Origin of the sequence: Streptococcus symci (genome assembly GCF_006385165.1) — a bacterium.
In the GTDB taxonomy this organism is placed as follows: Bacteria; Bacillota; Bacilli; order Lactobacillales; family Streptococcaceae; genus Streptococcus; species Streptococcus symci.
In genome coordinates, this window is sequence record NZ_VFJA01000001.1 from 1 (window position 1) to 15252 (window position 15252).

The following is a 15252-nucleotide window of genomic DNA, read 5'->3' on the forward strand; positions in this document are numbered from 1 at the left end:
TTTGAAACTTTTTTAACTTTTTTCATCAAGTGCTTCAACCACAATACACCATAGTCCGTACGGGATTCGAACCCGTGTTACCGCCGTGAAAAGGCGGTGTCTTAACCCCTTGACCAACGGACCTGAGTTGTTATTTTCAACTCTTACTATTATACAGACTTTTCAGCCTTTGTCAACACCTTTTTTTATCTTTTTTCATTTTTTGCATGGCTTCCTAGTATGTACGGATGTCAAACTCTTTAAATACAATACGTAAGTCTCTTAATACTCTTTGACGACCTCGGAAGCGTTCATTTCTTAAGACGCGTTCTAACTCTTCTTGTTTGTCTTTACTTTGTTTGTTTCTATAGTCTCTTAGTGTCTCATGAAAGAGATAATACTCATCTAGCCACAGACCTCCCTCGCTTATATGATGACTAATCTCACTTACTTCTTCATAAGGTTCTTTATCATATCTACGCTTCTGGCTTTCTTGTTTACGGATATGATCTAAAATTCGATTACGGAATTTAGTTTTGAAGTATTTACGTAAACGAGGAATATCTTCTACTAGATCTTCTTCTCTACTAATCAATTCATGTAAGCAAATCATCCCCTCTTGGTCCCAATCCGATAGCTCCCATAAATGAAGGTAATATTCATTTCTACACTTATATACAATCCCCTGGACTTCTTTATACAATTCTTTAAACATAACGTCCCCCTTTCTAGATACAGTTTAACAGATTCAGAAACACTTTTGTCCCATTTCCTCCGTTCTGTCCCCTTTAGCTCCTCAACTGCACAAAAAAGAGAGGGCAAGCCTCTCTTTGGGTTATTTTTCATCATTCATTTTTGACTTTACTTCATCATAAGATAATGCATGAGATTCCTCTTCTACGGTTTCAGGCATCTTTCCTGTTTCGTAAAGAGATTTAATTTGTGTACTATCCAATGTTTCGTATTTCAATAATGCTTCTGCAATCAACTTGTGAGTTTCACGATTTGACTGAATAATTTCAGCAGCTTTATTTCGTGCTTCATTCAATAATGAACGAACCTCTTCATCAATTTCATAAGCTGTTTGTTCTGAAATTGATTTTTGAGGACTCTGTGCACCAAACATAGCATGGTTTCCTTCATATTGTACTGGGCCAAGTTTTTCACTCATACCGTACTCTGTAACCATTGCACGCGCCATTTGTGTCGCTTGTTCAAAGTCGTTTGAAGCTCCTGTAGTTTGGACATTAAAGATAATTTCTTCAGCTACACGGCCACCCATTAAACCAGCCAATTGCTCTTTCATATCTTCTTTGGAAAGAAGCATTTGGTCTTCCTTAGGAAGTGCAATCATATAACCGCCTGCACGGCCTCGTGGTACGATAGTAACTTTATGAACAACACGGGCATTCGATAAGACTAGACCAACAATGGTATGTCCAGCCTCATGGTAGGCAACCAATTCACGTTCTTTTTGTGAAACTGTCTTATCTTTCTTAGAAGGACCAGCAATCACTCTATCTTCTGCTTCATCAATATCTGAGGCATCAATTATCGATTTATTGCGACGAGCAGCAACTAGAGCAGCTTCATTCAAGACATTCTCTAAATCAGCACCAACAAAACCTGGAGTTTGTTGGGCAACTAATTTCAAATCAACATCTTCTGCTAAAGGCTTGTTCTTAGCATGAACTTTCAAGATTGCTTCACGACCTTTAACATCAGGGCGACCAACCAATACTTTTCTATCAAAACGTCCTGGACGCAAAAGGGCAGGGTCAAGTACATCTGAACGGTTTGTCGCAGCGATGACAATAATTCCTTCATTTCCCTCAAAACCGTCCATCTCAATCAAAAGTTGGTTCAAGGTTTGTTCACGTTCGTCATTTCCTCCGCCAAGACCAACTCCACGTTGACGTCCAACAGCATCAATTTCATCAATAAAGATAATAGCTGGTGCTGCTTTTTTGGCATCTTCAAAAAGAGAACGGACACGACTAGCTCCAACTCCGACAAACATTTCTACAAAGTCAGAACCTGAGATACTAAAGAATGGAACACCTGCTTCTCCGGCGACTGCCTTAGCAAGCAAAGTCTTACCTGTTCCCGGAGGTCCCTCTAGAAGGACACCTGCTGGAATACGGGCTCCAAGTTTTGTAAATCGTTTTGGATCTTTTAAAAATTCAACAACTTCAACTAGTTCTTGTTTTTCTTCCTCAGCTCCAGCAACATCTGAAAATCTTACTTTAATATCTTCTTTATTTGCAGCTTTAGCCTTACTACGTCCAAAACTCATCGGGTTACGGCTATTATTTCCTCCCATATTTCCCATCATAGAAAATAGGAAGAAGAAAAAAATACCGAATGGCACAATGGATACAAGAATATTAATCCACATACCACTTGAACTTTCATGCTTAATAGTTACTTCCGCTTTATGGTCAGAAGCAAGCTTTTGCAATTCTGATACTGTAGTATCTGAAGGAAGAATAATACTTGAAAATTTCTCTACTGTTGTAGCAGAAGGAGAAAAGAACTGGATACCTGTTTCTTCTTTACTTGTTTTAGGATTTTTATAAACACCTGAAACCTCGATAACACTGCCATTTGGTTGGTAGGTTAATTCTTTTACATTGTCATCGGTAATTTCTTTTACCAATTCTGTATAATTAATTTGCTCACTTTTCCCTGCAACACTACCTGTACTGAAATACTGGTAAGCTGTAACTAGGAAAAAAATAAGTAATAACCATAGAAAAGGATTTTTAATTAAACCATTATTTTGTTTTTTCATTAAAAATTGTTCTTTCTAATTTGAATATACTTCTTCTTTCAATACTCCAACATAAGGAAGGTTACGATAATTTTCTTTGTAGTCTAAACCATAACCTACTACAAACTCATTTGGGATAGTAAAGCAGGTATAGTCTGCCTCAATTTCTACAACACGTCCTTCTGGTTTATCCAACAAGGTTGCAATGTTAACAGAAGCTGCTTCTCTTGCAATAAACATATCTCGCAAATTTTTCAAAGTTTGACCTGTATCAATGATATCTTCTACAAATAGAACATGTTTTCCTTTGATATCTTGAGTCACATCTTGTTTAATATTGATAACACCACTGCTTGCTGTTCCACCATGATAGCTAGAAACCATCATGAAGTCCATTTCAATATGCGTGTCGATATGTTTAACCAATTCAGCCATAAAAGGAATAGATCCTTTTAAAATCCCAACTAAGATTGGATTTTTTCCTGCATAGTCCTTAGTTAATTGAGCACCTAATTTTTTAGCAGCTTCTGTAATTTCATCGTGTGAAACAAGGATTTTTTTAATATCGTTTTCTAACATTTTTTTACCTATCTATTTTTTCTATATAAAGTACAGTGTTCATTATATCATTTTTCGTGTTTTTACTCAAATTACTGGTCGCAATTCCCAAAATTGAGACAATTTCACCAAATTGCTCAATAATCAGGGCAGATTTTCGCTTTTCCATAGGGATTTTCAAATCAATAAATAGACGTCTGAGTTTTTTTCTATGCCCATTTTGAATCAAAAAATCTCCTGTTTTTCGATGACGAATGTGTATGGATGTTTCCCGTGAAACAGGTACCTGCTGAATTAATTCACCTTCTAAAGGAAGTCCAAAGGAAAATAAATAACCTTGGTAAGATACCTGATTTTGATAGTGTAACACAAGTCCATCTTCCTTTTCATCAGACTGAGGACTGATTTTACAAATCCGAAACTGTTGATACTCTTTTACTAATTCATAACCATTTTTAAGCGGATGACGATACTGGCTTTTAGTTTTTAAAATCTGCCGAACTTCTTCAAACTGAGCTTTTGTAAGATTCAAATCTGGAAAACGATTCAGATAAGTTTGAAGTAAAACTCTTTGTGTCGATTCAGAGTATGAAAATAACCTCTCTAAATTTTCTACATCAATATTCTTTGATAATTCAGCTATGGCTATGTCATAATCTAAAATTTCATTACCGATACTTAAGATTGCATCCCTAAATCGAGGATTTTCTTTTTCTAATTCTGGTAAATAAGAGTTTCGAATACGATTTCGAAAATAATGGTTTTCCTTATTTGATATATCTTCAAAGTGAAAAATTGGAGGAAAGTCTTTTTTCTGAAAATACAAGAAGGGCCGAATGATTTCTATCTCTCCGACTACTTTCTTCTCCTTAATTCCTGATAGATAGCGCAAACGAGTGCCTCGAATCAAACGCATCAAAATCGTTTCCACCTGGTCATCAGCATGGTGGGCAGTGACCAAGGCTGTCGCACCTGTCTTTTTCATAACCTCTTGAAAAAAATCATAACGAAAATGTCGAGCACGTGCTTCTGAAAATTCTCCTAAAAAATTACTGATATAAATAGGAAGCTCTGCTTCAGCAGCCAACTTCCTTAATTCCTTTTCTTCCCAATCTGATTCTACTCTCTGCTTATGATTTACATGAGCTAAAATCAGTTCAATTTCTAACTCTTTTTGATAAGTAGATAATACCTTGAATAGAAACATAGAATCTAATCCACCAGAAAGAGCAAGCACCACCTTAGCATGTTTTTTGAAATATCCCTTCTTGAGAAAATGATTTAAAAAATCTTGTTCCCTCATTTTAGAACCTCATAAACATCCTTGGCTATCTTAGAAATCGTATCATAATCAGAATTCTTTGTGAAAATAGAAAGAATAAATGGAGAATCTGCATAGACAACACCGGTATCATGCTTAAATTCATCCGCATCTCCAATTTTATGAGCTACTTTAACAGAAACACCTTTAGCAACTCGCTCATTATCAAAATCTGTTTTAGTCAAAGACTCCAATACAAATCCATTTTGATTATAAATTGCCTCCATAACCTTCCCAGCCATCTTAGAAGAAATCAATTTTTCTTTTGAATCCCAATCATCTCCCATAATAGCAGACATCTTGGATTTGAATGTGGCATCAGATTGGTTTGAAATGTAATATCCCAATAGATTATGAGCTACATTATCCGATTCTTTAGATACTTTTGTGATTAAGTCCTTTATAGAATACTCTTTATTATCCTCTTTTTTAGGGAGACTACCACTTCCCTCTGGTTTATAAGAACCTGGAAAATCATTGACTGCTGATACGTATTTTACAGTCGTGTCTAACTGATAAAGACCCTCATTTATTTTTTCTTGCGTATAGTAGAGATAAGGTAATTTTAAAATGCTAGCTGCATACATCTTTTCATCTTGATTGATACCAGCTTCTTTTCCAGTAGTCAGTTGCTTAACATAAATAGAAAATGAATCCTTCTGATATTTTTCCGATAACATTTCTTGGACTTTACTCATCCGATTATCATCTTCAGAAGTTGATTCTTTAGCTACCCATCCAGCCTGATCAATATGTAGAAATTCTTTCCCTTCTACAAACATGGTCTTATCAATTGAAACTTGCGAATAAGCTGATAAGGATGATTTCACTTCTTTTAAATCATAAGGACTGTTATACAGTTTAAAATCAGATTCTAACCATACTTTTTTTATTGTTGTAGTTACCTCTGATTGATCATATAAAAATCGTTTGTCCGCAGCTATAAATTGATGATTTGATAGCTTAAATACCGGAATTCCTTGTTTATTTAAACGCCACTCGGTTATTTGAAAACTTGTTTTTGGAGTCAATTTTCCAGATTCCACTACTAAATCTTCATTCGCATAAACAGGAACCTCTCCATAAACCATGGGAGAACTTAATTTTTCTCTAAAATAAATACCAAAGTCAGATTGTGAAAGGTAATAAATTTCTTTCGAAGTATATACAACTTCTTTTTCTGTGCTAACGACTTTTGAAACTGTCAAAAAACTCGGTAGCAACAAAATAATTAAGAACTTACGCATTCTTCCTTTCCTTTTCTTCTCGTAAACGCAATAATTGATTTTTATCAGCTAACTCTTCCAGCTTTTCATCCGATAGACTCAAGAATTGCTCAATTACGTCTAATAAATTTTCCATTTTATCACCTTGGGAGCAAGTCAGGAATCGTATAAACAGCTTCCCGATTCTTAGAATAATAATATTTTGCACGCATGTATTTAGCAGCGTACTCTTCATCTTTCAACTTTGTAGCAAAAGCTGTCTCTTTCTCCTTTTCCTCACTCAAGGTTTGATACTGAGTTTGCAAGTCTGATAACTGTTGACGTCTTTGGAGTAATTGATTATAGCTTTGAGCAAGATTATAAGTTGGTAAAATGAACAATAAAATCATCAAAATAAGAACCCAGCCCATGAAACGATTACGTTTTTGTCGTTCCTTCATCAGATAGCGACGACGTTGGTGTTCATTTTGAATAAAAGAATTATTCAATTGTACGATATTTTTAGACATTTTCTTCTACCCGTGTTTCACTGACAATTTCATACATTCCTGCTGCATCTTCTTTTTTTGTACTATCTTTCATCTCCAGTACTTTTACAAGCAGCAACTTATTCCCAAATCGAATTTCAACTTGGTCATTAACTTTCAAATCCGTTGAACTTTTGGCCAAGATTCCATTTACCTTGATTCTGCCTTTATCCGCTACTTCTTTTGCGACTGTACGACGCTTGATAATTCTTGATACTTTTAAATATTTATCTAATCTCATTTTTATTACCTCAAATTATTATTGTACCATTTTTATCCATTTTATAGAAGAAAAATGTTAAAGGAAATTGCCTTCTTTTAACTCTTTTATCTCTAATAAACTTTCTCCAAAAATGAGCAGACCTTCTAAAATTTCATAGTCCTTCTTGTTTCGGACATCAAATACAACTTCCATTAATCCCTTATTCTCAGCTATAGCTGCTTTTAAGTTCGTTGCGGATAAAGCTTTAAAATAATCTTGAGCCAAGAACAGTCGCTGAGTAATTTTTTCAAATTGAACTGTAATCTTATTTTCTTTTCGTTCCACACGTTGAACAAAGACCCTATCAAGATAAGACTTAACCAAACCAATCTCTAAAAGATAGGCTACCACGTCTGGGTACTCTCCAAATCGGTCCATCAACTCTTCTTGTAATTCTTCGTAGTTGACACGGTTGTCAATTTGACGAATTTTCTTGTAAATTTCAATCTTATGTCGTTGATCAGAAATATAAGTATCAGGAAGATAGGCATCAATTTGTAAAATCAACTCAGAATTCCCTTTGGTTTTTGTGTTCCCATTACCATGTCGTTTAGCAATAGCTTCCTCCAATAACTGCGAATACAATTCAAAACCAACAGAATCAATGAAACCAGACTGGGATTTTCCTAAAAGATTTCCTGCTCCGCGAATCGAAAGATCTCGCATTGCAATCTTAAATCCAGAGCCCAATTCTGTAAATCCTTTGATCGCTTCTAATCTCTTCTCGGAGACTTCACTGATTGATTTTTCTGGACGATACATGAGATAGGCATAAGCAATACGATTACTACGACCGACTCTTCCTCTTAACTGATACAAGGTTGACAAGCCCATATGGTCCGCATTCTCAATAAATAAAGTATTAGCATTTGGAATGTCCACCCCTGTCTCAATAATGGTAGTCGTCACTAAAATATCATACTGACCTTCAATGAAATCCAGTAGAGTATTTTCTAACTGAATCTCACTCATTTGCCCATAAACATACCCAATCGAAGCCTCTGGAATCAACTCCTGTAATTCGGAAACCTTCTGGTCAATCGTGTCAACTTTATTGTAAAGATAGTAAACTTGACCTCCACGCTCCATTTCACGCAAGACAGCATCACGAATCACACTATCATTCTTTTCTAAAACATAGGTTTGCACTGGATAACGATTAGTCGGCGGAGTTTCAATAACAGACAAATCTCTGATTCCCAGCATAGACATGTGAAGGGTACGAGGAATTGGCGTTGCTGTCAAGGTCAGGACATCTACTTGTTTTTTCAGTTCTTTCAAGGTTTCCTTATGCTTGACACCAAATCGCTGTTCCTCATCAATAATCATCAAGCCCAAATCAGCAAATACAACATCTTTTGACAAAACACGATGTGTTCCAATCAAAATATCAACTTGACCCTTTTTCAATTTTTCAAGTGTTTCAGTCTGCTCTTTTTTACTTCTAAAGCGACTCAATACATCAATATTAACTGCAAAATTTTGGAATCGTTCCTTAAAATTCGTATAGTGCTGTTGCGCTAAAACCGTCGTCGGAACTAGAACGACAACCTGTTTGTGATCATTGACTGCCTTAAAGGCTGCACGCATAGCAACTTCAGTCTTTCCAAAACCAACATCCCCAACTAAAAGTCGATCCATTGGTTGAGAAGCCTGCATATCTCTCTTGATTTCCTCAACACTACGAAGTTGATCATCCGTTTCAACATAAGGGAAGGCATCATCAAAAGCGTGTTGATCCTCATCATCAGCTGAGAAAGCAAAACCCTTCAACTGGCTGCGTTCAGAATAAAGTTTGATTAAATCGTCAGCTATATCCTCTACCTGGTTCTTAACTTTTTGCTTGGCTTTTTTGAAATGACCATCATTTAATTTATTGAGTTTAGGTGCTTTACCGTCACTTGAAACGTATTTGGAAAGTAGATGAATCTGTTCCACGGGTATGGAGATTTGATCCCCATTTTGATACTGCACACTGACATAATCGCGGTGTATCCCTTTGATTTCAATGGTTTCAATTCCTAAATACTGACCAATTCCATGGATATGATGGACAACGTAATCCCCTTTTTCAAGTTCATTGTAATCTTTCAATCTCTCTGCGTTTGAAACATGTTGTCTTCGAAAACGACGTTTCAATTTCTTTTGAAAAATTTCATGCTCTGTAATCAATAGAATTTTTTCATCTACAAAATGAAAGCCATGTCTGAGATTACCCTCGATTAAGTTTACAGATTCTTTACAAATACTTGACTTATCTCTGGAATCCAATTTAATCTGGTATTCCTCTAAAACATCCTCCAATGTTTTACTTCCCATTGAATTGCTAGACTGCAGGATAATAGTATAATCCATTTTTTTGTATCGCTCAATTTCTTCTTTTAGAAAAGAAAATTGATTGAAAAACTCCTGCATAGGATATTGATTAAATTGATAAATTTGGTCAAACTTGAGATTTCCTAACCCCTTTTGCATATTAGAGAAAAAGGTAACCGGACTCTGTTTTTTATAGATTTGCTCTGTATCAGCAAAATACTGCATCTCAGAAAATGCTTTACTGTTCTGTAATTCTTCTGTAAAGTATTGTGCTAACTCCCTTTCAAAGACTTCATACTGATTCATCAATTTCTGATAATCATCAAAGAATACTGGGGTATCTTTTTCAATATAGTCAAAAACAGTCCATGTCTTGTCATAACACAAAGATAAAAACTTCCTAGAATCTAAATGAATTTGTTTTTGATGAAAACTTGAAAGAATTTCTTCTAAGTATGATTTTAAAATAGGTGATAAGGTCTTTGAAATTTGTTTTTCTAAAGCTGACTGACCTCGTTGATAATCCTTTTCTCTCAAAAGCATATCACTAGCTGGAAAGATGGTGAGTTCTGTCTGATTTTCTTTCGATAATTGTGTTTCGACTTCAAATGACCTAATACCATCGACTTCATCACCAAAAAACTCAATTCGGCAAGGTTCTAACTGAGATATTTCAAAAACATCTAAAATATCTCCTCGCAGACTAAATTCGCCCTGAGTTTGTACTTGAGTAACTTTTCGATAGCCTACCTCTTTTAACTGATGGATAAGTGCATGTTGGTCATATTCTTCACCAACTGAGATTTTTATAATACTATCTTTGAATACATTGGGAGACGGTAAAATCAATCGGCTTGCTGCGATATTACAAACTAAAATCCCTTTCTTAGATGAATCAGTCAAAAAACGCAAGGCTTCAACCCGTGAAATGATTTTTTCTTGTGAAGACATCAAAAACTCGACCATAGGGGAATCATCTACCAAAAATGGATAGACAAGTTCCTCACCCAAGATAGAGATAAGATCACTAACAAGTCCTTCTGCTTCTCCATAAGTTGACGTCAACAACACAATCTTATCTTCTTTTTCTAGACTACTTGCAATTGCAAGAGCCTTAGTAGACGTTGATAAACCAAGTATTAGTTGTCTTTTCTTATCTGTCAGATTTTGATGCCATTTTTTGATCTGATTATTTTCTAAGAATAAATCTAATAAGGTCACCATTTATCCGTTATACCTCTGCATTGTTTTCTCAAAATTTTTCTCTTGTAAATAATAGTTTACAGCATCGTCAACTTTGTCAATAGACTGTAAAATACCGATATAATCATCCTTGTCAAACTTACTCAAAACATGGTGAACAACTGACATTCCATTTTTAGGTCTTCCAATTCCAATCTTAACACGGTTAAAGACCTGAGTTCCAATATGTTGAATAATAGACTTGATACCATTATGACCACCTGCTGAGCCTTTTGCTCTTAAACGAATCTTTCCAACTTCCATGTCAAGATCATCGTAAATGATGAGTAAATCTTCAATATCCAAACCATAGTAAGTCAATAAAGCATGAACTGCTTTTCCACTTTCATTCATAAATGTCGTTGGTTTGACAAGATAAATTTTTTCTCCATTTAGGAAAAATGATGCTAGATCAGCTTGAAATATCTTATCGTGTGTAAATGTGACATTCTGTTTTTTCGCTAGTTGGTCAATCAACATAAAACCAACATTGTGTTTTGTTTCAAAATATTTATCCCCTGGATTTCCTAATCCTACAAGTAATTTGGTCATTTATTTTTCCTTTCAAAAGCCAAAAGGGTTGGAATTTTTTTCCAACCTAATTGACACTATTTATTAAATTTCTTATACATTAAAGCGGAATTCCATGATATCGCCATCTTGAACGATATATTCTTTTCCTTCTTCACGCAAACGTCCAGCTTCTTTTACGGCCTTTTCAGATCCGTATTTCACTAGATCCTCATATGACATGGTTACTGCACGAATAAATCCTTTTTCAAAGTCTGAGTGGATAATCCCAGCTGCTTGAGGAGCCTTCATACCACGTTTGAAGGTCCAAGCGCGAACTTCTTTTTCACCAGCTGTGAAGTAAGTTCCCAATCCAAGCAAATGGTAAGCTGCACGAGTCAACTTGTCAACGCCTGATTCTGTCAAACCAAGTGCTTCAAGAAACTCTTGCTTATCTTCTTCGTCTAACTCAGAAATTTCTTCCTCAGCACGCGCAGAAATAACGACTACTTCAGCATTTTCTGTCTCTGCAAATTCACGAATTTGTTTAACATAGTCGATAGAGTCAGGTTCTGAAACCACATCCTCGTCCACATTGGCAACATAGAGCACTGGTTTAGTCGTCAAAAGGAAGAGACCTTTGACAACCTTTTGCTCCTCATCTGTAAATTCAATAGTTCGAGCTGATTTTCCATCTTCAAGGACTGGTTTAATCTTTTGAAGAACATTGAATTCTGCCACAGATTCTTTATCTTTTTGCGTACGTGCCATCTTTTCTACACGCGCATAACGTTTATTGACTGATTCTAAGTCAGCAAGAATCAATTCCAGGTTAATGGTATCAATATCCGCAAGTGGATCCACAAAGGCATCTTCACGTCCTTGCTCGCGCATGACATTTTCATCATCAAAAGCACGAACTACATGAACAATCGCATCTACTTCACGGATATTGGCCAAGAATTTATTTCCTAGTCCTTCTCCTTTTGAAGCTCCTTTTACAATCCCTGCAATATCTGTAAATTCAAATGTTGTTGGCACTGTCTTTTTAGGAGTAATCATTTCAGTTAGTTTTTGTAGGCGTTCATCTGGAACTTCTACCATTCCAACGTTTGGATCAATCGTTGCAAATGGGTAGTTCGCTGCCTCTGCTCCTGCTTTTGTAATTGCATTAAATAGTGTTGATTTACCAACGTTTGGCAAACCAACGATACCTGCTGTTAAAGCCATATTTCTCATTCTCCGTTTTCATTTCAATCCCTAATATTATAACACAAAAAGGGAAAACTTGCTAACCCTCTAACTAAGGGTTCTCATACTCTTCGAAAATCTCTTCAAACCACGTCAACGTCGCCTTGCCGTATAGATATTACTGACTTCGTCAGTTCTATCTGCAACCTCAAAACAGTGTTTTGAGCAACCTGCGGCTAGTTTCCTAGTTTGCTCTTTGATTTTCATTGAGTATCAGTCAATAATTTTATTCATTTTTCGATCAAAATCATAGCGCCCCATCATGACAACATGGTCACAATTACTACATTTAATTTTGATATCTGCTCCTACACGTGTAATTTCCCAACGATTGGCCTTTTTACCTGTTGACTTGATGGTGCAAGCATGTGGTTTTTTCATTTCAACAAAATTTCCAACTTGATACATACTACTCTCCTTTTCTTTTTCGATTATATCATAAAAGAGGCGAGCTAGGCTCAACCTCTTTAACTTAATTTGTACGAACTGGTGTAATGAGCTGCATGAAGTCCTCGTCAGTATCTGCTGGCACAAGAGTAAATGGACGAACAGCTGAGATAAAGCTAATAGTCACCTTTTCGCTATTTAAAGCTTTAAGGGAATCAATCAAGTAAGTTGGGTTGAAACTAATAGTCAAATCTTCACCAGTAACCTGATCAGTATCGATTTCTTCGTTTACTTTACCAACTTCTGGAGAGTGAACATGGGCGCTAACAACCCCATCTTTAATTTCAAGTTTCACAGTACCATTTTGAGTCGCACTTGATAAAAGACGAGCACGCTCCATTGACTGGCGTAAGTTTACCACATCAAAAGTAATAGTAGTGTTAAAGTCTGTTGGAATCAAACGATCTGTATCAGGATAGTTACCTTCTAACAAACGAGTATAAAAGCTAATATTTTCGCTTCTAAAGAGGATTTGATTGTTGGCAAAGAAAATCTCTACAGTTTCAATATCGTCTGTAAATACTGCTGAAAATTCGCGTAGAGAACGGCTAGGAATGACAACATCAAAATCATCACTATTTTTCTCAAGCGTTAATTTTTTCTGGCTTAGACGATGAGAGTCTGTTGCCACTGTTTTTAGCTCCTTGTGTTGACTTAATACAAAATGAACACCTGTTAAAATTGGACGACTCTCTTGTGTACTTGCAGCAAAGGCTGTTTCATTGATAATTTTCTTGAGTAATTTTGTTTCAAGAACCAAAGGAGTGCTTGCTGAAATTTCTTGGATTCGTGGATATTGTTCGCTATCTTTTCCTTTTAGGGTAATTTCTGATTTGCCGCTGGTTAAAACAATTTGATTTTGTTCAATTTCTTTAAAATCAAGAGTCACATCAGGTAGACTAGATACCACATTGATAAAGAAAGAAGCTTCAAGAAGGATCGAACCTAAAGAAGTAATTAATAAACCAGCATCTTCATTTTTTTGAGAAATAAAATTTTCAATTGAAATTTGACCATTTGAACCAATTAAAGTAACACCTTCATTGGTCACGTCAATTTTTACGGTTGATAAAATAGGAATAGCATTTTTAGAACTAATAGCTCTCTTAGTAGTATTTAATGCTTGTAGAAATAAATTTTTATTAATTGAAAAATGAATCATGGATTCTCCTTTATTTATTTTTAGTATTAGAAGGATAATAGTAATAATAGAGTCTGTGAAATCTGTGGAAAACAGACTTTAAACAAGTCATATCAAGTTTTTTAGCTTGTTTAAAAAATGTGGATAAAAAAGATAAAAAAGCAAAAGTTATCCACAAGTTATTTGATTTTCTTTTTGATTGATTCAATTTCTAAACGTAAATTATCGTCTTCATCAATCAAAGATTTAATTTTAGCATGGGCATGAATGACTGTTGTGTGATCTTTTCCACCAAATTCCTTCCCAATTTTTGGAAGACTATTATCTGTTAGTTCTCTAGATAAATACATAGCTACTTGACGGGCTAAAACAATATTTTGAAGGCGTCTACTTCCCTTCATTTCTTTGACACTGACACCATAAAAGTTACCAACTTCATTTTGAATTTTGTCAATTGGGATGACGAGCATTTGGCTAACATCTTGTTTGCGAGCTCTAATGGCTTCTGCAGCGATATCGATAGTGATATCCTTAATCTTCTTCACTCTTGCAATTAAAGTGATGTCGTTGATTGCTCCTTCAAGTTCTCGAACGTTTGAATCAAATTGGCCAGCTAGGTATTCTAGGGTATCACTTTGGAAATTGTAGTCTAAATGCTCTGTTTTACTTTGTAAAATGGCAATACGTGTTTCAAAGTCAGGTGGTGTGATGTTTTGCGTCAAGCCCCAGCTAAAGCGCGTGACAAGCCGTTCTTCAAGGCCTTCTAAGTGTTTAGGACTACGATCACTAGTCAGAACAATTTGTTTTTGATTGCTATGGAGAACATTGAAAGTATTGAAAAATTCTTCTTGAGTTGCAACTTTTTTGCCACTCAGCGATTGGATATCATCAATTAACAAGAGATCAAGACTACGGTAAGTTTTTTTGAACTTTTCCATTTCACCAAGTCTCAGGTGTTCAAGAAAGTCGTTGATAAAGCTTTCAGCAGGGATGTACTTCACACGCGCATCAGGAATATTTTTCAAAATCTCATTCCCAATTGCATTGAGTAAGTGAGTCTTACCAAGGCCAGGTCCTCCATAGATAAAAAGAGGGTTATAGGTCAGAGCCAAATCTTCAGAGACAGCCAAAGCGGCTGATACTGCCCAAACATTTCCATCTCCTTGGATAAAATTATCAAAGGTATACTTTTCTTTTAATCCAGTATCCGAATAAGGAATAGATGCTAACTTTGGACTATAGTCATAAAGAGTTGAATTTGTAGCTTCTTCAACTTGTGAAATAGTCGTATCTTGAGGCTTGGTGAAAATATAGTGGGGAGTTATTTCAGCATCATAAATTTCAAAACCAGCTACTACAATGATATCTTTTAGTTGTTTTTCCCAGACCATTTCCATTTCAGATCGTGGTAAAAATATAGTGGCAACATTTTCCTCTACCTTAATGAGTTCAGCTTGAATAGCATAGAAATCATACATGGATCGAGTTAATCTTTCTTGAGCAAATTCTAATATACGATTCCAAAATTGTTTTTCTTTCAATCCATTCTCCTCCTTTACTATTTAAAAGTTTAATGTTAGACTTATTTTACCATAGATAGCAAGAATTTTCCACAAGCTGTGAAAATTAATCCACAATGTTATCAAGTTTTATCCACAGGTTGGGGATAAAATCAGAAACTATTGATTTATTAAGCTTT

Annotated in this window: 14 protein-coding genes and 1 tRNA gene; all 15 read right to left on the minus strand. The window is 35.5% G+C overall.

Annotated elements, in window-relative coordinates:
* Nucleotides 1-51 precede the first annotated feature (51 nt).
* Nucleotides 52-123 (minus strand) — tRNA-Glu (locus FJN11_RS00005).
* A gap of 91 nt (nucleotides 124-214) precedes the next feature.
* Nucleotides 215-694 carry a sigma-70 RNA polymerase sigma factor region 4 domain-containing protein gene (locus FJN11_RS00010; RefSeq protein WP_140223788.1) on the minus strand — a complete coding sequence of 160 codons (480 nt, stop codon included), beginning with the start codon at nucleotides 692-694 and terminating at the stop codon, nucleotides 215-217.
* A gap of 120 nt (nucleotides 695-814) precedes the next feature.
* Nucleotides 815-2773, minus strand: a complete 1959-nt coding sequence (gene ftsH / locus FJN11_RS00015) for an ATP-dependent zinc metalloprotease FtsH (RefSeq protein ID WP_049552249.1) — start codon at nucleotides 2771-2773, stop codon at nucleotides 815-817.
* A gap of 15 nt (nucleotides 2774-2788) precedes the next feature.
* Complete coding sequence (gene hpt, locus FJN11_RS00020; RefSeq protein ID WP_049552248.1) at nucleotides 2789-3331, minus strand: hypoxanthine phosphoribosyltransferase; 543 nt, start codon at nucleotides 3329-3331, stop codon at nucleotides 2789-2791.
* A gap of 4 nt (nucleotides 3332-3335) precedes the next feature.
* Entirely contained in the window at nucleotides 3336-4613 is a 1278-nt protein-coding gene (tilS, locus tag FJN11_RS00025; protein ID WP_125430358.1) for a tRNA lysidine(34) synthetase TilS, read from the minus strand.
* Nucleotides 4610-5878, minus strand: a complete 1269-nt coding sequence (locus FJN11_RS00030) for a serine hydrolase (protein WP_049552246.1) — start codon at nucleotides 5876-5878, stop codon at nucleotides 4610-4612. The genes tilS and FJN11_RS00030 overlap by 4 nt, the downstream gene beginning before the upstream one ends.
* Entirely contained in the window at nucleotides 5871-5993 is a 123-nt protein-coding gene (locus FJN11_RS10895; protein WP_049552245.1) for an SP_0009 family protein, read from the minus strand. The genes FJN11_RS00030 and FJN11_RS10895 overlap by 8 nt, the downstream gene beginning before the upstream one ends.
* A 4-nt stretch (nucleotides 5994-5997) precedes the next feature.
* Nucleotides 5998-6366, minus strand: coding sequence for a septum formation initiator family protein (locus FJN11_RS00035; RefSeq protein WP_115904950.1), 369 nt, complete (start codon nucleotides 6364-6366; stop codon nucleotides 5998-6000).
* The gene (locus tag FJN11_RS00040; RefSeq protein ID WP_049552243.1) at nucleotides 6359-6625 is read right to left on the minus strand and encodes an RNA-binding S4 domain-containing protein; all 267 of its coding nucleotides are present in this window, start codon (nucleotides 6623-6625) and stop codon (nucleotides 6359-6361) included. The genes FJN11_RS00035 and FJN11_RS00040 overlap by 8 nt, the downstream gene beginning before the upstream one ends.
* A 57-nt stretch (nucleotides 6626-6682) precedes the next feature.
* Entirely contained in the window at nucleotides 6683-10186 is a 3504-nt protein-coding gene (mfd, locus tag FJN11_RS00045) for a transcription-repair coupling factor (protein WP_140223789.1), read from the minus strand.
* Entirely contained in the window at nucleotides 10187-10756 is a 570-nt protein-coding gene (gene pth, locus FJN11_RS00050) for an aminoacyl-tRNA hydrolase (protein ID WP_049552241.1), read from the minus strand.
* Between the two features lie 72 nt (nucleotides 10757-10828).
* A complete protein-coding gene (gene ychF / locus FJN11_RS00055) occupies nucleotides 10829-11944 on the minus strand; it encodes a redox-regulated ATPase YchF (protein WP_033687631.1) in 1116 nt (371 codons plus the stop codon).
* A gap of 234 nt (nucleotides 11945-12178) precedes the next feature.
* A complete protein-coding gene (locus FJN11_RS00060) occupies nucleotides 12179-12373 on the minus strand; it encodes a DUF951 domain-containing protein (protein WP_000285186.1) in 195 nt (64 codons plus the stop codon).
* 64 nt (nucleotides 12374-12437) lie between these two features.
* Complete coding sequence (gene dnaN / locus FJN11_RS00065) at nucleotides 12438-13574, minus strand: DNA polymerase III subunit beta (protein WP_000581173.1); 1137 nt, start codon at nucleotides 13572-13574, stop codon at nucleotides 12438-12440.
* Between the two features lie 158 nt (nucleotides 13575-13732).
* Nucleotides 13733-15094 carry a chromosomal replication initiator protein DnaA gene (gene dnaA / locus FJN11_RS00070; protein WP_049551910.1) on the minus strand — a complete coding sequence of 454 codons (1362 nt, stop codon included), beginning with the start codon at nucleotides 15092-15094 and terminating at the stop codon, nucleotides 13733-13735.
* Between the last annotated feature and the right edge of the window lie 158 nt (nucleotides 15095-15252).